The following is a 22,094-nucleotide window of genomic DNA, read 5'->3' as shown; positions in this document are numbered from 1 at the left end:
AATAAGATAGTTAGAAACGGTATTACAGCAATAGCCTTTCTTTTTGCAATTGTTGGTTTTGGTCAAAATCAAAACACAATTACATTACCCTTGGATTCTTTTTACACAAAGATAAAGAGTGAAAAAAATCCACAGATAATTGATGCCCGAGGACCGGAAGTTTCGGTTAAATCATATTGATGGTGCGGTTAATTTTAATCTGCAAACGGAAAATTATGCCAGATATGTGGCGGCATTGGATAAATCGAAACCTGTTTTTGTTTATTCGATAGGCGCAGGGAGAAGCGGTGCATTAGTAAAAGAATTATTGAGCAATGGTTTCTCAGAGGTGTATAATTTAGAAGGAGGAATTGCTAATTGGATTGGAGCTGGAAAACCTTTTTATTCCAATTCGAAAAGCAAATTATCAGTAGCAGAGTATAAAAAAATCATTTCTCATAATAACACGGTTTTGGTTGATATTGGTTCTCGATACTGTGGTGCTTGCAAAAAAGTAAAACCTGTTTTGGAAACCATCAGAGCTCAATACGGCGAGAATTTAAAAATTGTAGAAATTGATTTAGAAGAAAATCCACAGCTGATAGCCGATTTAAAAACAGTAAAGGTTTTTCCTACCTTGATTTTATATCGAAAAGGCAAAGTTGTTTTCAAAAATGAAGGTTTAGGGGATTTGAAGAATGATGTTGATGTGGCTTTGGCTCAAAAATAATAAGTAAAACAGTCATCAGTTATTCCCGATAGTGATTATAGATACTAAAATAGTATAGCGCTATCGGGAAGTCGGATGATGAATAATAGGGAAATGAAATCGTATTGATTCGAAATTACAATTGGTGATGAGGATAAGCGATTACATGTAACCAATAAAAAACATATGAAAATATATAGTTTAATTGTAGGGATCGCTTTGTCGGGTTTAAGTTCTGTTTTTGGGCAGGAAAGTAACACTGTAGCGGTTACCACGACTAGTTGTGAAGCTATGTGTAAGGCAAATACTTCCAAAAAAGCACTGTTGTTGCAATCCATTGGAAATAGCTCCGTGGAGACTGCTGTTGCCACTTCAACCAATGGAATGGTTTGGGTTGCAGCAGGAGATTTCAATATGGGGACCAATGATTATCCAGATGCAAAACCTATTCATAAAGTGAGTGTCAAAGGATATTGGATTGATGAGCACGAAGTAACGAATGCGCAATTTACAGCCTTTGTTCAGGCGACAAAATATGTGACAATTGCAGAAAGACCACTGAATCCAGATGATTATCCAGGTGTTCCGCTCGATAAGTTAGTACCGGGTTCCGCTGTGTTTTCACCACCAACGGATCAAGTTTCATTAGATAATATTCAGCAATGGTGGAAATACGTTCCAGGAGCAAACTGGCAACATCCGACTGGACCGGAAAGCAGTATTGTTGGACTCGAAAATTATCCCGTGGTTCAAATCAGTTATCTAGATGCACAGGCATATGCACAATGGGTAGGCAAAAGACTTCCTACGGAGGCCGAATGGGAGTTTGCTGCCAGGGCAGGAAGATCTCATACTAAATATTATTGGGGAACTGATCTCAAACCAAACGGAAAATGGGCGGCTAATATTTTTCAAGGGAGTTTTCCAAACAACAACACAGCCGAAGATGGTTATATAGGAGCCGCTCCTGTGAAGTCTTTTCCGAAAAACCCGTTTGGGATATATGATTTGGAAGGAAATGTGTGGGAATGGTGTAGCGATTTATACCGTGATGATTATTATAAAAATAGTCTTATTGCTGATCCGAAAGGGCCTTCTACCGCTAATGATCCTGAAGAGCCAGGAGTTGAAAAACATGTGCAGCGTGGGGGATCTTTTTTATGTAGTGATCAATATTGCATTCGATATGTTGCAGGAAGCCGTGGCAAAGGAGAAACGACCAGCGCTTGTAATCATTTGGGATTTCGATGTGTAAAGGATAAGTAATCGAACAGGATAAGGTTGTCAAGAATAAAAAAAATAAATCTTCGGAATTTTAGTCAGTATAAATATGATTTTAAAGCATAAATAAAAAAATGAAAAAAGCATTTATTACGCTAAACCTGCTGCTTTCAGCAGCTGTTTTAGTTCAAGCCCAAAATAAAACAAATAATGCCGAGTCCATTTCGGCTTCAAAACCCAATATTGTTTTGATTATGGTAGATGATATGGGTTATTCCGATTTGGGAAGTTATGGGTCGGAAATCAGTACGCCTAATTTGGACCGATTGGCCAAAGAAGGACTTCTTTTGAGAGAGTTTTATAATAATTCAATTTGCGCACCGACCAGAGCTTCTCTGCTAACAGGCCAGTACCAGCATAAAGCAGGTGTCGGTTATTTTGATGTGAATTTGGGTTTGCCTGCGTATCAAGGTTTTCTCAATAAAGAGTCATTGACTTTGGGAGAAGTTTTCAGAAGTGGGGGTTACAGTACTTTGTTGGCGGGAAAATGGCATGTAGGTTTCGAAGATCCTGCTCAATGGCCAAATCAAAGAGGATTTGATAAATTTTACGGAATCTTAAAAGGGGCTTCCAATTATTTTGATGTGAAACCTTTGCCTTTTGGGAAAGGATATCCGGTGATTCTTTTAAAAAATAATGAAAAACAATATCCTGCGGACAATTCGTATTATTTTACGGATGAAATAGGAAAAAATGCGATTGAATTTTTGGAGGAGCAAAATAAAGAGAATAAACCTTTCTTTTTGTATCTCGCTTTTACAGCTCCCCATTGGCCGTTGCAGGCCAAGCCAGAAGACATTGCAAAATACAGAGGTAAGTTTGATAAAGGTTGGGATGTGTTGAGAGAAAACAGAATTCAAAAATTAAAGGAAAATGGAATTATTTTGCCGGGCCAGACTATTGCCGCTAGAGATTCAGAAGTGCCGGAATGGAATAAATTGACCTATGACGAGAGACAATTCTGGAAAGCCAAAATGGAAGTCTATGCTGCCATGGTCGATAACATGGATCAAAATGTAGGGAAGGTTTTAAAGAAACTGAAAGACTTGAGGAAAGATAAAAATACACTCATCATATTCATTTCAGACAACGGAGCGCAAGGTGGTTTCAATACTTATAATCCGCTTAAAAGAGGTTTGGTGAAAAATGACGGACCGGTAGGGACTTCAGGGTCATTCGACTATCAGGAGCAAAATTGGGCTTCATTATCCAATACCCCTTTTCGCCAATATAAAAATGATATGCATGAAGGCGGATTCAGTTCTCCTTTCATCGCTTGGTACCCTTCTAAAATAAAAGGGGGTAGGATCGATAAAGGGACAGGACATATTATTGATTTGGCTCCTACTTTTTATGAGTTGGCGGGTATTGAATATCCAAAAGAATACAATGGGGTTTCTACCAATCCTTTGGCAGGGAAAAGTCTTTTGCCGGTCCTGTTTGATGGGGATTCAGAAGTAAATAGAGGAGCGCCTATTTTTTGGGAAAGAGCTGGTAATAGAGCTGTCAGGGATGGAAAATGGAAGTTGGTTTCTACTTATCCCAAGTATAAATGGGAGTTGTATGATTTAGAAAAAGATAGAGGAGAAACTCAAGATATAGCAGATAGTAATGTGGGTATTGTTAACAAACTTTCCAGTGCTTATGCTGTTTGGGCTGAGAAAACAGGAGTTGTTGAGTTCAGTAAAATTAGCCCCGGTAATGAAACAATTCCAGGAGCTGTAAGTAAAAATTAATGTAGCTTAACGATTCCTACTTCAATAAATCTGTAGTTTGTTACTTAAAACAATAACTAAATTAAAATGTCACAACAAACAAAACCATTTACCATTCATGAAGATTGGACAGTCGTAGTCTTAGGTTTTTTGATAATCGGACTGTCCCTTTTTGTTTTTCTTCCGTCAGTACCTGTTTTTACATGGTCTGATGGAGCAGATTTAGTAAACGATGTGTTGCAGTTCGGGAATTTACAAATCATCGCATTGCAGTTTATATACCTTATTTCCATTGGGAGTATTGGTGTTTTTTTAGTTGGAAAGTCTGTAAAAAATTTTCTACTGGGTTTTCCGGTAGTTTATGTATTAACAGTTATTGCCTTGATTATTGCGGGAAACAGCGGGATAAAAGCACTCAACTTAGAGGCGGTCATTTTTAGTTTGATTATTGGCTTGTCCATAAGTAATTTTTTCAGGCTTCCGGAAAGGTTTCGTACCGCTCTTTCAACTGAAATTTTTGTAAAAATTGGATTAGTGTTGTTAGGAACCGGTGTTATATTTTCGGATATTCTCAAGGCGGGTTCTTTAGGGTTAATACAAGCTCTGGTGGTGGTTTTGTCTGTTTGGTATTTTGCTTTTTGGTTGTGTAAAAAATTAAAAGTAGATGAGGAACTGACTATGATGATTTCCAGTGCGGTTTCCATTTGCGGGGTTTCGGCGGCAATTGCAACTTCGGGTGCCATCAAAGGAGATTCGAAGAAACTTTCTTATGTGATTTCGATGGTATTGGTGACCGCTATTCCAATGATGATTTTTATGCCAATTATTGCCAAACACTTCAACTTTCCTGAAGAAGTTACCGGCGCTTGGTTGGGCGGTAGCATTGATACTTCTGGAGCGGTTGTGGCTTCGGGTTCACTAGTGGGGGAAACCGCTTTGAAAATTAGTACGATTGTAAAGTTCTCCCAGAACGTATTGCTAGGAATCGCGGCTTTCGCTATTTCGGTTTATTGGACATATAGCCAAAATACGGCTGCCAATGCGACGACTCCTAAGCCAACATTAAAGGTAATCTGGGAACGCTTTCCGAAGTTTGTGATAGGATTCATGGCCGCTTCAGTGCTCTTTTCTTTTTTTCTGACTTCTGATACCCGGGATGCGGTTAAAGACGGATTAAAGAATTTACAAGGAATTTGGTTTGCTTTGGCTTTTACCAGCATTGGTTTAGAAACCAACTTTAAAGATTTGTTTAATAATAACAATAAAAAACCGTTGTTTGCTTTCTTAATAGCGCAGTTATTCAACATTGTTATTACACTTATCATTGCCTTTTTGCTGTTTGGAAAATGATAGATAAGCTTGTCAGGTTTTAAATCTGGCAAATCCTTTTTTGAGTTTCATGATCTTTCATAACATATTTCAAGTTGCTTAGTGTTTTCTTTGTTCTGTAACACAAGACCAAAATAGTGCTATCAACGATTATTTATCTTCTTTACATTTAGAAAATAAAAAAATCATGATAATTGAAGAAAAAAATCAACAACAACCTAACTATTGATATTTTTAAAGGGTCAAATTTATTTTGACCCTTTAAAAAATAAATACAGAACATAATAGTTGGTTTATTGTTTTAAAATGACTGTTTTACCGGTTTTGGCACTTTCCTTGGCCGCCTCCAATATTTCCATCACAATCATATTGGTTTCAAGGGAAGATAGATCAAAAGCCGGAGGTGTTATTTTTTTTGTTACTACTGCTGCCAAAAAAGAAAACGGGTCGTTATAGGGTGCTGCATTTTCGGGTATTTTTTCTTTATTGGGCTGATCCATGTTTTTCCATCGGTAATTCAAATTATTTCGGTCTTCACAAATAAAGGAACCGTGTTGTCCATATACTTCCATATCTTTTCGGTTAAAGGGCCAGTTCCATGAGGCTTCAATAATTACCTGCGTTTTAGGATAGGTAAGTAAAATAGTGCATTCGTCTTCCACTTTCGGATACAGATCAGGTTTAATGTGTTGGGTAATACAGGTAACAGATTCCGGTTTTTTTCCTTTCAGAAGCCAGGTTGTTATATCGGCACCATAACAGCCAAAATCGGTTAATACACCCGCTCCGTTCAAAGTCGGGTCGATCAGCCAATCTGTAAATTCAGGATTACAACCAATTTCTATCGGGCCTGAATGCCCTGTGTGGAAGACTATTTTACGCAAATCGCCGACTTTGTTTTCATCATTTAAATATTGCCATGCCTTTCTATTGGTGGCATACCAAGTAGTTTCATAATTGGTAAGGAGTTGTATTTGATGTTTTTGGGCTAGAGCCTCCATTTTTTTGGCATGATCCATGCTTACGGCCAATGGTTTTTCGACCATGACATGAATACCCAATGGAGCACATTTTTCGACCACGCCCAGATGTTCATAAATAGAACCAAAAGCGCAAACGGCTTCGGGTTGTGTTTTTTTTATCATTTCATCCATGGTGTCAAAAACTATATCCATACTGTAACCGTGCTCTTTGGCATACTTTTGTGCCAGTTTTCTGTTGGGTTCCACGATGCCCACAATTTTGATGTCATCGCTAGATGGGCGTCCCAATAACCAGTGAACATGGGTGTGGGTTAAGCGAACAATGCCTATTCGTAGCGGCTTTTCTGGAGTTGCAGCGGTTTGCACTTTTAATTTATCGAATTGCCCAAGAATTGTCATTAGGGTCAATACGAGAATTGTCATTAAGGTCAATAAAATTAGGATTGATTTTTTTTTCATTCTTTTTTTATATTTTAAAATTTTTGGGGTTATAAAAACATAATTTTTTTCCTTATTAGAGAAAATTCAATAATCTCAAAAGTACATGCAAATGAGCAAGTTTAATAGAATAATTTAGGCTAAAAATAGAATATTTTAAGCATGATGCCAGAAATTCTTAAATTTTTAATTGCAAGTAAAAAAGTATTTGAATTTTGAAAAAAAAGATTTCAGAAGAAGGTTATTTTATTGGCGAAGAACCTATTATATGTCTAGAAAATATCAATATGTTCGGATTTCTTTTTACTGCCTTGAGTGATACGGATATCAATAGTTTATTATTGGAGGAGATTATGTGTGATGAGGTGGGTAGTAACAATAAAAAACCCATCAAAAAAGTTGATGGGTCGTTCTTAGTAGCGAGTAATCTTGAAAAATCTAACGAGTTTTTGGATGATTATTATAAGATAGTTTCTGTTAATGATGATCTTTAAAATTGTAAATTTTTAAATTGAAAATCCTTGATTTGAAATTATTGTGATTTGAATAGCTTATTTTTCAAAATTTTCAATAGTAAAATAATGACCCTGTCGAGATTTCATTTGAAGAAATTAAGTTAGATATGAAATTATTGATTTTAAATCGGCGTTGGTTCGAATCATATTATGGTCACAAAACCGATCAAATATATTTTTATATATTTGATCGGTTTTATTTATTTATTTATATGTAGTTGAATTATAGTTACTTACCTTGTTGCTGTCTCGTTATTTCATTTTACATTTTTTTTGATTTTATTCTTGGTGGTCAATGAATTTTCTTATCACTTATTTTGTTAAATTATTGTAAATCAATTTGTTATGTTTTTACTACAATTGATTCGATATGTCCTTTTATGATAGGTAATTGGATTCGAACCTTTTTTTGTAGCTGATTTACAGTGTTTTTATCGTGATTATAAACGCATTATGACTGTGAAAAAAGCAAATAAAGTCAAGTTTTTATCAAAAAGTAGTTTGAAAAACAATTTAGCATCTAAAATTCGAACAATTAAAAGGGTAGGGAGATTCTACTTTAGCTCAAAATAATCTTTCTTAATAAAAAGTTGTAAAAAATCTCAAGCTGTACTTTTTTTTGTCTAAAAAGTCATCACTTTTAATAACTAGAGCATGATACCAATCTGCTTTAGCACTTGCCCACTTTAACCAATTTTGTAATTCATCGTCTATTGTATTCTCAATATTTGCTTTTTCCTCTATCGCAAGAATATAAATACTAACTTATTTTACTATTTAAGCATTTGCTTAAATAGTAAAATAATTAACTACATTTGTTTTAATATTTAATTTAATAATTACAACAATGGATAATAATCAAACGTGTATAAGAGTTTTTGCAGATATAAAGCAAATCAACGAGTGCAAAAACAAATTGAACAATAACAGTAATGCTTTTGGACTATTGAGTGGTTTATTAGCATTGGCAGGCAATGAAGTACGACTGAAAATAATGTTTCTTCTTGAAGAAGAAAACGAGCTCTGTCCTTGCGACCTTGCCGATATTTTAGGAATGAGTATTCCTGCCGTTTCACAACATCTTCGCAAAATGAAAGACGGAAATGTTATTGAAGCTAGACGATCTGGTCAGACTATTTTTTATTCTCTAAAATCAGAACAATTACAAATACTTCGTCCCTTTTTTAAATACATTATTAGTCAAAATTCAAATTTAGAACTCGTATGAACACAAATTCAAAATCAGGAAAACTTGCTGGAGCAAGTATTTTATCAGCAGTGGCAGCATCACTTTGTTGCATAACACCCGTTTTAGCTCTTATTTCTGGAGCTTCTGGCGTAGCATCAACGTTCTCATGGTTAGAACCTTTTCGCCCTTACTTAATTGGAATATCTGTTTTGATATTGGGCTTTGCTTGGTATCAAAAACTAAAACCACGAACTACGGAAGAAATACAATGTGCTTGTGAAGAAGAGGATAAAACGCCTTTTATGCAAACTAAAAAGTTTTTAGGCATTGTAACGGTGTTTACTTTTTTAATGATGGCTTTCCCATACTATGGACAAGTTTTTTATCCAAAAGCGGACAAACAGCTAATTGTTGTTTCTTCTGATAATATACAAGAAGTAAAATTTAATGTGAGAGGAATGACTTGTGCCAGTTGCGAAGATCACATTAAAAATGAAGTAAACAAATTACCGGGAATTGTAACCGTTTCTGCTAATAGCAACGAAGGAATCGCATTTGTAAAATTTGACAACAGTAAAACGAACAAAGAGGCTGTCATAGAAGCTATTAATACCACAGGTTACAAAGTATCAGGAGAAGTACCAACATCATTAAATTCCCCACACGGACAAGCTGGACACGTTTGTGGTCCAAATGGGTGCAAATAATTTTTTTGACTCTATTGTTAAGCATTTAATTAAAATAAGAAAATGAAGACAGAAAATATAAAACTCGATATCGCAGGAATGACCTGCGACCATTGTGCCACAGGCATTGAAAAAATGCTTACCAAAAATGAAGGAGTAACAGAAGTAAAAGTGAGTTATCAAAACGGCAGTTGCGAATGTTCTTTCGACCCTTCTAAAACCAGTAAAGGAGAAATTATCAATAGTATTAACAGCACAAAAAATTATAAAGTAGCTCATACTGCTGAAAATAAATGTTGTAATACAAACGCAAACCACTTCGATTTAATTATCATCGGTGGTGGTTCGGCTGCATTTTCGGCAGTTATAAAGGCCGAAAGTTTAGGATTATCGACCTTAATGGTAAACGGTGGTTTAGACTTTGGCGGAACTTGTGTAAACGTAGGTTGTGTCCCCTCTAAAACCCTAATTCGTGCAGCGGAAACAGCTTATCACGCAACACATTCCAATTTTTCGGGCATCAAACCAAAAGGTGTTGCTATAGATTTTGCTCAAGTAATTAAAGACAAAAAACAATTGGTAGCCACGCTCCAGAAGAAAAAATATATGGACGTGGTAAGTGATTTTCATAACCTGAAAATGCTAACGGGTTGGGCAGAATTTTTAGATACTAAAACCATTGTGGTCGATGGTAAAGTAAAATATACGGCTCTAAAATTTATCATTGCCACAGGAGCAACTACCAATATTCCAATTATTGAAGGGCTAAACGAAGTAGGTTTTCTTACCAACGTTTCGCTTTTTGATTTAGAAGAAAAACCCGAAAGCATCACCATTATGGGGGCTGGTTATATTGGTTTAGAAATTGCGATGGCTTACAATCGATTGGGTGTAAAAGTGCGTATCATTGAGTTTACTGACCGTGTGTTGAGAACGCAAACACCAGATATTAGCGAAGCCTTGGAAACACAAATGAAAAATGAAGGTATAGAAATCTTGCCGAATTTTAGAGCAATAAAACTTGAGAAAAAAGAAAATGAAACCGTTATTCATTGTAAATGTCCTGATGGCTCTTTTACACAAATTATCGAAAAAGGAAAAATTGTAGTGGCATCTGGCACAAAACCCAATACGCAAAAAATAGGATTGCAAAATATTGATTTGAAACTTGATAAAACAGGACACATTTTGGTAAACGAAAAAATGGAAACCAATTTACCAAACATCTATGCGGTGGGAGATGTTACTAGCACAGCTGCATTTGTTTACACAGCAGCCTTTGAAGGTAAAATTGCCGTAGAAAATGCGTTTACAGGAGCCAATAATGAAGCCGATTATTCTTCCTTGCCTTGGGTAGTTTTTACCGATCCACAAGTAGCAGGAGCAGGATTGGACGAAGCACAGGCAGAAGCCCAAAACATTCCTTTTGAAGTAAGTAAATTAGAATTAAATAGCGTTCCAAGAGCTATTGCAGCCAGTGACACAAGAGGATTTATCAAATTAATACGAAATACCGAAACCGATAAATTGATTGGTGCAAGAATTGTTGCTCCCGAAGGTGGCGAACTCATTCAGCAATTGAGTATGGCTATCAAGTACAATATTACCGTAAAAGAATTGGCAGAAAGTTTTTATCCTTATTTAACATTAGGCGAAGGCATAAAACTAGCAGCCATCACTTTCGGAAAAGATGTTGCCAAATTGAGCTGTTGTGCTAGTTAAATTTTAATATAAAAGCACGGCTTTCAATTCTATATTATGCCAGTAGTTGCCCTTTCCGATGCAGAAATTGCCTGAGGAGATTTAGGAAGAGACATCTTGGATCGGGCGATTTAGCCACTATGTTGGAAGCCGTCTTTGCTGATGTGGGAGTAGCTTTATTAGCGATTTTAAAGGCTGTTAGAATTCAAAGAATGAAGTTTTAAGAAATCAATAATCAAACACGGTTATGAATTATAAACAAACTTTTTTTTCGCGCCAGTTTCTTTAGGAAGTTGTACGCATAGTCACGGTAGGAATAGCAAGCTTATTGTTTTAGAAGGTTGATTATCTGGTTGCCATTTTAATTATTTTTTGTATTGGAAATTAGTCAAAAAAGATAGTTCCATAAATTTCAGGAATAATAGCGTATTAGTTTATAGTGATTTACCTAATGAAGGATATGTTTTAAAACCTATTTAAAAGCTTAACAAGGTTTTTACTTGACAATTTTTGGAAAATGTAATCAAAAACCTTTTTTCAATTATATTATCCAATAGAAAAAAAAGACAGCTCCACTATTGAGGAAGAGCGTTTATGAAGACTGGGCACGCAGAAAATAATAAAAGAGCTGCTGTTTTTGGTTCAAATAGTATATGGAATGGAGCTTTTTACCAACAACTAGAACTGCCGAGCAAAACAAAGTGAACGACTGAAGAGAGACCGCTTGATTGCCCGTGATGCTTAATCCTAAATCATGAACTAAAATACTTTCCTAAATAATTGTTTTTTTTACTTATTTTTGTAAAGATGCCTAAGAGATTTATCTCCATATTATTTGTTTTTTTAGCTTGTTTTCTTCAATTAGGACATAGCTTTTTTCCGCATACCCATGTAACAGAACATCAACACGATGGAAAACACCATCATCATCATAAAGAGAGTTCAGATGAAAGTGGATTGTCATTATTATTTTCTCATTTTAACCACTCTTCAGATACTTTTTCAAATAGTCAATTAGAAGATGTTGTTAAGATTATTAAAGAAGTTCCAAATCAATTTTTTGTACTACATTCAACTTCAGTTTTTACAAATTCTATTGGATATTACAATAAAAAAGAAGTCGTTCAGAACCAAGATCCGCTGATTTTTATTTCTCCTCATTTACATTCCTTACAGTTTCGTGGTCCGCCCACACTTTTTAGCTAAACTATTCATTATTTGAATTACAGGACACTTATTGCCTTTTCTGGGCTGTAAGTTATTTTCATATATATTAATTTCTAAAACAAAATCAATGAAAAAATTATTGTTTTCAATGGTAATCGCAGGTATGTTATTTACGGCTTGCAATGGTAAAAAAACCGAAGAACACGGGCACGATCATACAGATGTAACTCATCAACACGCAGATGGTGAAGAACATGCAAATCACGAAACCGATTCTGTTGCCCAAGAAGAATTTACCGTTGGAAAGGATTGTACTGCTACAAAAGAAGCACACGACCACCAACACGATAATAGAGAGAAACACGACCATTAATTTATTTTGATGCCTGTGATTTAAAAATTATGGGTATCATTCTAATAATTTACTTATATGAAAATAACACACAAAATACTGCTACTATGTTTATTCTGTATTGGATTTACAAGTTGCAACAACAAAGAAGAAGCTAAAGAAAATTCATCATTAGAACCATTGGCTTACACACTTTATACAGAAAACACAGAACTATTTGTTGAATTTAAACCTTTAGTTGTAGGTTCAAAATCTAAATTCGCAGCTCACTTCACAGTTTTGGGCGAAAATTTTAAAGCTTTGACTGATGCTAAAATAACTGTTAGCTTGATTGTTGGAGAAAATGGAATAAAGAATTCTATTGATACTCCGAGTTCCCCGGGAATATTCCGTTTGGTATTAAATCCTAAAACTGCTGGAACTGGAACTTTAGTTTTTGACATTGTAACCAAAGACTTTACAGATAAAATAACAATTGAAAATGTTGTAGTTTATCCTGATGAAAAAACAGCTCTAGCCAAACAACCTGAACACACTGAAAGTGGTGATATCTCTTATTTAAAAGAGCAAGCTTGGAAAGTGGAATTTGCTAATCAAGCCGTTAAAAAACAAACTTTCAATGATGTGATTAAAACAAGTGGTCAAATCCTTTCTGCTCCTGGTGACGAAATGATTGTAACCGCAAAAGCTAGCGGTGTCGTTGTTTTTTCTGGTAAAAATACTATTGTGGGTTCTGCTGTAAATTCAGGAAGCTCACTTTTTACCATTACTGGAGCTGATATGACTGAAAGTAATATCGATGTTTCTGTGAAAGATACCAAAGCGAATTACTTAAAAGCTAAAGCAGATTATGATCGTTCTAAATCGCTTGTTGCTGATAAAATTGTTTCAGAAAGAGAGCATCAACAAGTAAAATTGCAATTTGAAAATGCACAAACTGCCTATAATACGGTTTCAAAAAATTATAGTTCTAAAGGTCAAAATGTGCTTTCTCCGATGTCGGGATTTATAAAAAATGTATTGGTAACTGAAGGACAATTTGTACCATCAGGAACACCATTAGCAACTATTTCAAAAAATAAAAGATTATTGGTGCAAGCCAATGTTTCTCAAAACTACTTTAGTCAATTATCAAGTATTACATCGGCTAATTTTAAAACACCTCAAAATGATGTTGTTTATAATACGATTGCGTTAAATGGTAGAATTGTTTCTTATGGTAAAAGTGCATCAGCAGCTGCTCCATTTATTCCTGTAACTTTTGAAATCAATAACGAAGGTCAATTGGTTTCGGGTTCAATAATTGAGATTTATCTTAAATCTTCTACTATTGCAGAGGCGCTGGTAGTTCCTGTTTCATCTCTAATTGAAGAGCAAGGCATTTTTTATGTGTATGTTCAAACAGGCGGAGAAAGTTTCCAAAAGAGAGAGATTAAATTAGGTGCAAGTGATGGCATGAGTGTACAAATATTATCGGGGATAGCTGAAAATGAAAGAGTAGTTACAAAAGGGGGTTATCAAATCAAATTATCAAGTGCTTCGGGTGCATTGCCTGCTCACGGACACGAACATTAATTCATAACTTATGCTAAACAAAATAATTAAATTTTCACTGCACAATCGATTTTTTGTAGTGATAGCATCGGTTTTACTGCTGATTTTTGGTAGTGTTGTTGCTTCCAAAATGGAAGTAGATGTATTTCCTGATTTGACTGCTCCAACGGTTGTTGTACTTACTGAAGCTCACGGTATGGCTCCTGAAGAAGTAGAAAAATTAGTTACATTTCCTATCGAAACTTCTGTAAATGGTGCAACCAATGTTAGACGTGTTCGTTCTTCTTCCTCTGCTGGAATTTCTATTGTGTGGGTTGAATTTGAATGGAATACCGATATCTACAAAGCAAGACAAATTGTAAATGAAAAGATAACCGCTGTTGCTGAAAAATTGCCACAAGGAGTTGGAAATCCTACAATGGGACCACAATCTTCTATTATGGGAGAAATAATGTTGGTTAGTGTTACGGCTGATAAAACCTCTCAAATTGATTTACGAACCATTGCCGATTGGACTATACGACCAAGATTATTAGCCACAGGCGGTGTATCGCAAGTTGTTGTCATCGGTGGAGAATATAAGCAGTATCAAATTTTGGCTTCGCCTCAAAAGATGAATTATTACAATATTTCTTTGACCGAATTACTAAAAGCAAGTGAAGAAGCGAATGGTAACTCGTCAGGTGGCTTTATGAATGAATACAGTAACGAATATATTGTTAAAGGTATTGGCAGAACCAACGAAATTGAAGCTTTAGGCAAATCTGTAATTAAAATGCAGAACGGAAATCCCATCAAAATAGAAGATGTTGCTGAAATAAAAATTGGAGCATCTTTAAAAATTGGTGACGGCTCTTTAAAAGGTGAACCTGCGGTAATTATGACGGTAATGAAGCAACCTTCGACAAATACGTTGGAACTAACCGAAACTATTGATGCTTCGATTGCCGATATTCAAAAGAACTTGCCAAAAGACGTTCATATTAATACTAAAATTTTCCGTCAAGCAGATTTTATAAATGCTTCCATCAGTAATATTCAAAAAACTTTATTAGAAGGAACTGCTTTTGTAATTATAATTCTGTTTTTATTTTTGATGAATTGGAGAGCTACATTTATATCACTGTTGGCTATTCCTATTTCATTAATCGTTGCAATCTTAACTTTAAAATGGCTTGGATTTACTATCAATACAATGAGTTTAGGAGGTATGGCAATTGCTATAGGCGATTTGGTTGATGATGCAATTATTGATGTGGAAAACGTTTTTAAACGACTCAAAGAAAATGCACTAAAACCCGAAGCGGAAAGGAAGGACAAACTAACCGTAATTTTTGATGGTTCGTTTGAAATCAGAAGTTCCGTAATCAATGCAACCTTTATTATTATTGTCGCTTTTTTGCCGTTGTTCTTTTTATCCGGAATGGAAGGTAAATTATTAGCCCCGCTTGGAATTGCTTTCATCGTTGCTCTCTTTGCTTCGTTAATCGTTTCTATTACACTAACACCAGTTTTAGCAAGTTACTTGTTGACTAATGATAAAATGCTTTTAAAACAACATAAGGAAAGTTGGTTAGTCGAGCATTTACAAAGGATTTATAGCAATGCTTTGAATAAGGCAATGGAAATGAAAAAAGCAATATTGATTATTGCAGGTGGCTTATTTCTGATTTCCTTACTGGTAATGAGCCAATTGGGAAGAAGTTTTTTACCCGAATTTAATGAAGGCTCATTAGTAATTAGTGCGGTTAGTTTACCAGGAATATCATTAGAGGAAAGTAACAAAATTGGCACACAGGTTGAAAAAGTATTACTGTCCGTTCCTGAAATAAAAATTACAACCCGAAGAACTGGAAGAGCCGAACTCGATGAACATGCACAAGGTGTAAACGCTGCCGAAATCGATGCTCCATTTACTTTAGAAGAACGAAGCCGTGAAGAATTTATGGCTGATGTTCGTGAAAAACTAGCAGGAGTTACTGGAGCAAATATTACTATTGGGCAACCGATTGGGCATCGTATAGACCATATGCTTTCAGGTACTAGAGCCAATATTGCTATCAAGATTTTTGGTAATGATTTGAATAAGCTGTTTACACTTTCTAATGAAATTAAAGTTAAAATTCAGAATGTTGAAGGATTAGTAGATTTGAGTGTGGAGCAACAAGTAGAGATTCCACAAATTCAGATTAAAGCCAAACGAGAGATTTTAAACCAATACGGAATTAGCATTGGACAATTTAATGAGTTTGTAGATGTGGCTTTTGCAGGAGAAAAAGTATCTGAAATTTATGAAGGCAATAAAACGTTTGATTTAATGCTTCGTTTTGATGATGCCAACAAAGGGAAAATTGAGAATATTAAAAATGCGATGATTGATACGTATGATGGAAAAAAAATACCATTGTATTATGTGGCAGATATTGTAAGCACATCGGGACCCAATACTATCAACAGGGAAAATGTGCAGCGTAAAACAGTTGTTTCTGCCAATGTATCGGGTCGTGACCAAAAAAGTGTGGTGGCTGATATTCAAAAAATCATTAACGAAAAAGTAAAGCTCCCCGAAGAATATTATATTGAGTATGGTGGACAATTTGAAGCCGAAGCCGAAGCATCAAAAACTTTGGTTTTAACTTCGCTTATATCGTTATTGGTTATATTCCTAATTCTGTATCAGGAATTTAAAAAAGTAAAAACGGCTTCAATTATTTTACTGAACTTACCATTGGCTTTGATTGGTGGTGTATTTAGTATTTATTTTACCAGTGGTATTTTAAGCATTCCTGCAATTATTGGTTTTATTACGCTGTTTGGTGTTGCTACTCGAAACGGAATCTTATTAGTTTCTCATTATGAAACTTTAGAAAAAGAAGGATTATCGCTTTACGAAACCGTCATACAAGGCTCAAAAGACCGATTAAGTCCTATTTTAATGACAGCACTAACCGCAGGATTGGCTTTAATTCCGTTGGCAATAGCCAGTGATTTACCTGGTAATGAAATTCAAAGTCCGATGGCGAAAGTTATTTTAGGAGGTCTGTTGACTTCTACATTATTGAACATTTTTATTGTTCCAGTAGTGTATTATTTGTCTAATCGAAAAAATGAAAGAAATGAAAAATAACATAATCCTATTTGTAGTAATGATTTCATTTAGTTTGGGTTATGCTCAATCTACTATTGATAATGCTTTGATAGAGATTGCTAAAAACAACAAAACTATACAAGCGAATACGCAATATTGGAATGCGCAAAAGGTGCAATATAAAACAGGAAACTCATTATATAATCCAACAGTTGAATATGATTATTTGAAAGGAAGTCCTGTCAATGCAGGTAATCAAACGGATATTATGGTAACCCAATCTTTTGATTTCCCTACAGTGTATGGAAAGAAAAATGCCTTAGCTAACCAATTGGATATTCAAGCCGATTTACAATTAAAAGTAGCTAATCAAGAGTTGCTTTTGGAAGCTAAAAAGATTTGCATCGAATTGGTTTACCGAAACAAATTTCATGTTCCTTTGGCTAAAAGAAAAGAAGCTGCAGAAAGATGGTTGGCGCATTTTAAAAAGAAACTGGAAACCGGTGACGGCACTATTTTAGATGTAAACAAAGCTGCAATTCAATTGCTTGAAATCAAAAAGCAGTTTCAAAATAATGCTTCTGCTATTGCTAAACTCAACGAAGAACTTACCAGTTTAAACGGTGGAAAGGTTATAAATTTTACTGATGATGTTTATTTTGATGTTCCTGTTATTCCAAATTTTGAAACACTGGAAAAGGAAATTGAAGCACAAGATTACATTAGAAAAACGTTAGAGCAAGAGAAGGTAATTACTCAAAAACAAATTGATGTAAGCAAGGCATTAGCCTTACCTAAAATGGAAGTTGGGTATCATTATCAAGGTATTTTGGGACAAACTTACAACGGTGTTCATACTGGAATTTCTTTGCCCCTTTGGGAAAGTAAGAACACTGTAAAACTTCAAAAAGCGAAAATGACTTTTGTTGAAAGCACTTTGACAGACCATGTTAATGAACATTATTATGAAATAAAACAGCTTTATAGTCGTTACGAAAGTTTGAGAAGTATTTTGAGTGATTACGAAAAAATAAACAATTCCGTTGAGCCAATTAAACTTTTGAATAAAGCATTATCAGTAGGACAAATTTCGGTTTTGGAATATTTTGTAGAACTTAATTATTATAACACTACTTTTAATTCCTATTTGGAAACAGAAAAAGAATTTTATGAAGTTGTTGCAACTTTGCTGAAGCATCAATTGTAGCATGAAGAAATAGAGTATCTATTATTTACGTTTTTTAAAATATTTAGGAACATAGAATAATAGAAATACGACTAGAAAGATTAAGATAAATTCCATTGTTAGGCTTTTATTAGATTTACAAATATAGAAATGCAGATTATTAATTCAGTTAAACTATCCATTAAAAATAGATTTAATGGATAGTTTTTAAATTATAGTGACAAATGAAATGGATAACACGAGAAAGACCTAAAATTGATAGAATAGCCAGTCCTTGGCTGATAAAAACGTTTGTGGACAAAGATGCTGAATTTATTTATGTCTCGTTCAGTGAAGTTTTGGATAGAGCAAAAGAACTGGATGCAATTCCGTTTGATATCCCGAATGTTGAATTTACACATTACAACGAGCAAAGTACTTTTGACTATATTGTAAAAAAATATGGAATTAATGATCCAGCTATTTTAATTATAGCGGATATTGTGCGCGGGGCAGACACCGACAGACACGATATAGCAAAAGAATCCGCAGGACTTTGGGCGATTTCAGCCGGACTTTCCTATAATATTACGGATGATTATGAACTACTGGAAACCGGGATGGTTCTTTATGATGCATTATACAGTTGGGCAACACATTTATACAAACAAAATCATTTGCAGAATAGCCCTTTTGAAAATCTGCTGCATGAAGTGTATCATAAATTTTTAAAAGAAAAGAAAACAACTAACAAGAAAACACCAGCTTGGGTCAAAGATTTAAAAGCAATTATGCAGGATCAAATAGACGCTCAATTTGCTTTTGATCTAAAGAAAATTTCTAATGACTTAGAACTTAATCCTTCTTATCTGTCAAGAGAGTTTTCGAAGTATTTTGATGACCTTAATTTTGGGGATTACGTTCGAAAATTGCGAATTGAAAAAGCAATTAATCTTATTCAAAATTCAACTTACCCCCTTACGGAGATAGCTTATATGACTGGATTTTCAGATCAAAGTCATTTTACAAGAATATTTAAGCAAAGTACAGGAAAAAACCCTTCTTCCTATCGTAAAAAAAACATAGCAAAAAGTAATCCAGATACAAAAAGTAAATAGTGTACTATTTCTACCTATTTAGTATGATTAATTTTACCGTTATAACAAATAAATAAATAACGTTATGATACAAATTAGACATGCTATTCTTTTAGTTTTACTGGTATTTAGTACCTCTGTTTTTTCTCAGACCACTTATCCAAAAATAACAGGATATTTTTCTGTGATGCATCCAATAGTAACTGTAAGCAGTGAGGAAACTGCTGTAAACTTCAGAGATTATTATTCCGTTAATTTTCCAACAGGAATCAATATCTGGAAAAGTTCTAAAATTGGATTTTCATTTGAAATCGCCCCTAGTATAAAAACTGAGGATGGAATCAGCAAAGTAAACAGTGTATTGTTTCATCCTGGGGTATTAGTTGCTTTAGGCCATGGCTTCACTTTTGCAGGCAGAGCTGCCTTTGAGACTAGCGGCAGATTTGGAGTAACTCCGGTCATAACCAAAACGGTAATAAAAAATACCAACAGCAGTTTTTATGTTTCTCTTCCATTCCCGGTTCGATTTGGTAATGATCATCCAGCTACATTTACATCAGGAATCCAACTTGGTCTCGCTTTTTAAAAACATTTTTAATTATGGAAAAGAACACAATATACACTTTAAAAGAACTCACTTTTTATTTTCTTAAATTAGGAACAATTGGTTTTGGAGGCCCAGTAGCTTTGGTTGGTTATATGCATAAAGATCTAGTCGAAAATCGAAAATGGATTTCAGAAGAAGAATATAAGGAAGGTTTAGCTTTGGCGCAATTAGCACCCGGCCCATTAGCAGCACAATTAGCAATTTATCTTGGATTTGTGCATTACAGTTTTTTAGGGGCAACGTTGATAGGATTTGCCTTTGTCCTGCCTTCTTTTATAATGGTGGTGCTATTGGGAATCGTTTATAAATTATATGGAGGATTGTCTTGGATACAAGCTGTTTTTTATGGCGTTGGCGCCGCCGTTATTGGAATTATAGTAATGAGTTCTTATAAGCTGACGATAAAATCTATTGGTAAATTCAATTTAACCTCTTTTAAAACAAATTGGTTATTATGGGTGTTTTTTATAGTTACGGTAGTTATAACATTGGTTACGCAGAAGGAGCAAGTCTTATTATTTGTATTGGCTGGGCTTTTATATATGTTTGTCAAATCACCGCCAAAATGGTTTAATAATAAAACTGCCAATTCTGTTGCTCTATTACAAATTGGTTTTTGGAGCTATGACAATTCTACTCTTATGAAAATAGCTATCTTTTTTGCAGAGGCTGGCGCATTTGTATTTGGCAGCGGATTGGCAATTGTTCCATTTTTGCATTCAGGAGTAGTGATAGAAAATCATTGGTTAACAGAACATCAGTTTCTTGATGCCGTTGCCGTTGCAATGATTACACCTGGTCCAGTTGTTATTACAGTTGGTTTTATTGGTTATTTAGTTGCTGGTTTTCCGGGGGCATTGGTTGCGGCTCTAGCTACATTTTTACCGTGTTATTTATTTACCATTGCTTTAGCTCCATCCTTTAAGAAAATTGCACAAAATCAATCTATCAAAGCTTTTGTAGATGGTATTACAGCAGCAGTTGTTGGGGCATTGGTGGGAGCAGTAGGTGTAATAGCATCCAGAAGCATTTTAGATATTCCAACAACACTAATAGCTATTGCAACAATTTTTGCTTTACTTTATATCAAGAAAATTCAAGAACCTTATATCATTGTTATTGCAGCAGTTGTAGGGATTATTATAAAATTACTAGTATGAACAGAAAAGATTTTTTAAAATCGAGTACTTTATTTGGTGCGGCAGCATTGGTGCTTCCTACTAACAATGCGTTTGCTGAAAATTTAGCCGACAATTCTATTGATAAATTGGTTGATGCTAATGGCAATTATATTCAACAGGCATTACCATATAACGAAAGTTTTTTGGAACCCTACATGGATGCCGAAACTTTACACCTCCACTATACTTTTCATCATGGGGGAGCAGTAAAAGGGGCGAACAAAGATTTGCAAATGATAAAAAAAGCACTGGATGAAAACAATTTGGAGACCGTTGATTTTTGGACAAAAAAACTATCCTATCATTTTTCATCTCACATTTTGCATTCTATATTTTGGACCAATCTTACCAATAAAAATAACTTGCCGCAAGGGGATTTATTAAAGCGAATTGAGAAAAGCTTTGGCAGTTTTGACAGATTGAAAGTTTTAATTGCAGCAACTGCTAAAAATGTAGATGGCAATGGTTGGGGAATATTAGCTTATCAGCCTTATAGTGACAGTCTCGTAGTTCTACAATGTGAAAACCACGAAAAGTTAACGCAATGGGGTGCAATTCCAATATTAGTTATTGATGTTTGGGAACACGCTTATTATTTAAAATACAAAAACAAACGTACTGATTTTGTCGATGCTTTTTTTAATATAATCAATTGGGATAACGTGGCACTGAGGCTTAACGATGCGTTGAAATTAACTAGATAAAATTACAACTAATACTCATAAAGTAGTAATATTAAGTTTTGTAATTAAATTTGAATAAGGAGATTGAAGGATTTATCAAGGGTATATACTTCCTAAAACTATTAGCAACGCTGAGAGAAACAACTGAAAAATTTTCGTTTTTTTTAGTTACAACAAAGTGATTTTTAAACGAATTGTAAAATTTATATTTCACACAAAAGTTTCAAATCCTCAAATAATAGGTTCGTATTTCGTACTAAGAGGGCCCAATCCTAACCTAAATCCAACTTTATTCTTTTAAAAACCACGCTAACTTAGTATACCCATAACACAGTTGATTTCCTTTTGACTAAACGAAGATAAGGGATGGTGTCATTAAATCTCTAAAATATTACATATTGTGTCCTTCCATAGGATTTGTTCCTTTGCGAAGTTTGTATTCGCTATTTATGGCATAGGCCCCAGTGATGACCACTTTTTTAGTTGCATCTAGTTCCGATTTAATTTCGACCATGTTATCGACTTCAATTCCTGTTTCAACCATTTGGTTTTCAAATACACCTTGTCTTTTTTCAATCCATATATAAGTGGCATGTTCTTCTCTGATAACAGCATCGGTTGGAATAAATAATCCTTTCACATTAGGTTGGGATAATTTTGCGATTGCCTGCATAC

At 34.7% G+C, this 22,094-nt stretch carries 19 protein-coding genes and 1 pseudogene; 18 read left to right on the top strand and 2 right to left on the bottom strand.

The window, feature by feature from the left end:
- Positions 1-142 precede the first annotated feature (142 nt).
- The 4 genes from ABEB23_RS17615 to ABEB23_RS17600 all read left to right on the top strand — a co-directional run bounded on the left by ABEB23_RS17615 (position 143) and on the right by ABEB23_RS17600 (position 5,034).
- A complete protein-coding gene (locus ABEB23_RS17615) occupies positions 143-709 on the top strand; it encodes a thioredoxin domain-containing protein (protein WP_348814046.1) in 567 nt (188 codons plus the stop codon).
- A 165-nt stretch (positions 710-874) separates the two neighbouring features.
- Positions 875-1,954: a formylglycine-generating enzyme family protein gene (locus ABEB23_RS17610; RefSeq protein WP_348814025.1), complete on the top strand. Its 1,080-nt coding sequence runs from the start codon at positions 875-877 to the stop codon at positions 1,952-1,954.
- A gap of 89 nt (positions 1,955-2,043) precedes the next feature.
- Positions 2,044-3,705, top strand: coding sequence for an arylsulfatase (locus ABEB23_RS17605; RefSeq protein WP_348814024.1), 1,662 nt, complete (start codon positions 2,044-2,046; stop codon positions 3,703-3,705).
- A 66-nt stretch (positions 3,706-3,771) separates the two neighbouring features.
- Positions 3,772-5,034 carry a YeiH family protein gene (locus tag ABEB23_RS17600; RefSeq protein WP_348814023.1) on the top strand — a complete coding sequence of 421 codons (1,263 nt, stop codon included), beginning with the start codon at positions 3,772-3,774 and terminating at the stop codon, positions 5,032-5,034.
- A gap of 272 nt (positions 5,035-5,306) precedes the next feature.
- Here the strand turns inward: ABEB23_RS17600 and ABEB23_RS17595 are convergent, their stop codons facing one another.
- On the bottom strand, positions 5,307-6,455 hold the full coding sequence (locus ABEB23_RS17595) for a Gfo/Idh/MocA family protein (RefSeq protein ID WP_348814022.1): 1,149 nt from the start codon (positions 6,453-6,455) through the stop codon (positions 5,307-5,309).
- Positions 6,456-6,721: 266 nt separating this feature from the next.
- Between ABEB23_RS17595 and ABEB23_RS17590 the strand changes: the two genes are divergently transcribed.
- The 14 genes and pseudogenes from ABEB23_RS17590 to ABEB23_RS17525 all read left to right on the top strand — a co-directional run bounded on the left by ABEB23_RS17590 (position 6,722) and on the right by ABEB23_RS17525 (position 21,440).
- Positions 6,722-6,928: a hypothetical protein gene (locus ABEB23_RS17590; protein WP_348814021.1), complete on the top strand. Its 207-nt coding sequence runs from the start codon at positions 6,722-6,724 to the stop codon at positions 6,926-6,928.
- An 868-nt stretch (positions 6,929-7,796) separates the two neighbouring features.
- Positions 7,797-8,177 (top strand): ArsR/SmtB family transcription factor, encoded by a 381-nt coding sequence (locus ABEB23_RS17585; RefSeq protein WP_348814020.1) that lies wholly within the window; start codon positions 7,797-7,799, stop codon positions 8,175-8,177.
- Entirely contained in the window at positions 8,174-8,845 is a 672-nt protein-coding gene (gene merTP, locus ABEB23_RS17580; protein WP_348814019.1) for a mercuric transport protein MerTP, read from the top strand. The genes ABEB23_RS17585 and merTP overlap by 4 nt, the downstream gene beginning before the upstream one ends.
- A gap of 42 nt (positions 8,846-8,887) precedes the next feature.
- A complete protein-coding gene (merA, locus tag ABEB23_RS17575; protein ID WP_348814018.1) occupies positions 8,888-10,546 on the top strand; it encodes a mercury(II) reductase in 1,659 nt (552 codons plus the stop codon).
- A 95-nt stretch (positions 10,547-10,641) separates the two neighbouring features.
- Positions 10,642-10,749, top strand: a pseudogene (locus ABEB23_RS17570) (cadmium transporter); the annotation flags it as partial.
- A 583-nt stretch (positions 10,750-11,332) separates the two neighbouring features.
- A complete protein-coding gene (locus tag ABEB23_RS17565; RefSeq protein ID WP_348814017.1) occupies positions 11,333-11,731 on the top strand; it encodes a hypothetical protein in 399 nt (132 codons plus the stop codon).
- Between the two features lie 88 nt (positions 11,732-11,819).
- Entirely contained in the window at positions 11,820-12,065 is a 246-nt protein-coding gene (locus ABEB23_RS17560) for a hypothetical protein (protein ID WP_348814016.1), read from the top strand.
- A gap of 57 nt (positions 12,066-12,122) precedes the next feature.
- Positions 12,123-13,619 (top strand): efflux RND transporter periplasmic adaptor subunit, encoded by a 1,497-nt coding sequence (locus ABEB23_RS17555; protein WP_348814015.1) that lies wholly within the window; start codon positions 12,123-12,125, stop codon positions 13,617-13,619.
- 10 nt (positions 13,620-13,629) lie between these two features.
- Positions 13,630-16,725 (top strand): efflux RND transporter permease subunit, encoded by a 3,096-nt coding sequence (locus tag ABEB23_RS17550; RefSeq protein ID WP_348814013.1) that lies wholly within the window; start codon positions 13,630-13,632, stop codon positions 16,723-16,725.
- Complete coding sequence (locus tag ABEB23_RS17545) at positions 16,715-17,893, top strand: TolC family protein (RefSeq protein WP_348814012.1); 1,179 nt, start codon at positions 16,715-16,717, stop codon at positions 17,891-17,893. Before ABEB23_RS17550 ends, ABEB23_RS17545 begins: the two co-directional genes overlap by 11 nt.
- Positions 17,894-18,096: 203 nt before the next feature.
- Complete coding sequence (locus ABEB23_RS17540) at positions 18,097-18,969, top strand: chromate resistance protein ChrB domain-containing protein (protein WP_348814011.1); 873 nt, start codon at positions 18,097-18,099, stop codon at positions 18,967-18,969.
- A gap of 64 nt (positions 18,970-19,033) precedes the next feature.
- Positions 19,034-19,534, top strand: a complete 501-nt coding sequence (locus tag ABEB23_RS17535) for a hypothetical protein (RefSeq protein ID WP_348814010.1) — start codon at positions 19,034-19,036, stop codon at positions 19,532-19,534.
- Between the two features lie 14 nt (positions 19,535-19,548).
- Positions 19,549-20,715 (top strand): chromate transporter, encoded by a 1,167-nt coding sequence (locus tag ABEB23_RS17530; RefSeq protein ID WP_348814008.1) that lies wholly within the window; start codon positions 19,549-19,551, stop codon positions 20,713-20,715.
- Positions 20,712-21,440: a superoxide dismutase gene (locus ABEB23_RS17525; protein ID WP_348814007.1), complete on the top strand. Its 729-nt coding sequence runs from the start codon at positions 20,712-20,714 to the stop codon at positions 21,438-21,440. The genes ABEB23_RS17530 and ABEB23_RS17525 overlap by 4 nt, the downstream gene beginning before the upstream one ends.
- Positions 21,441-21,810: 370 nt before the next feature.
- Here the strand turns inward: ABEB23_RS17525 and ABEB23_RS17520 are convergent.
- A partial coding sequence (locus tag ABEB23_RS17520; protein WP_498371353.1) for a permuted SH3 domain-containing protein occupies positions 21,811-22,094 on the bottom strand: 284 nt, incomplete at its 5' end.

The sequence above is a fragment of the Flavobacterium maritimum genome, assembly GCF_040049085.1.
Classification (GTDB): Bacteria; Bacteroidota; Bacteroidia; order Flavobacteriales; family Flavobacteriaceae; genus Flavobacterium; species Flavobacterium maritimum.
The sequence above is the reverse complement of the archived record's forward strand: the minus strand, read 5'-3'. Positions and strand labels throughout refer to the sequence as shown.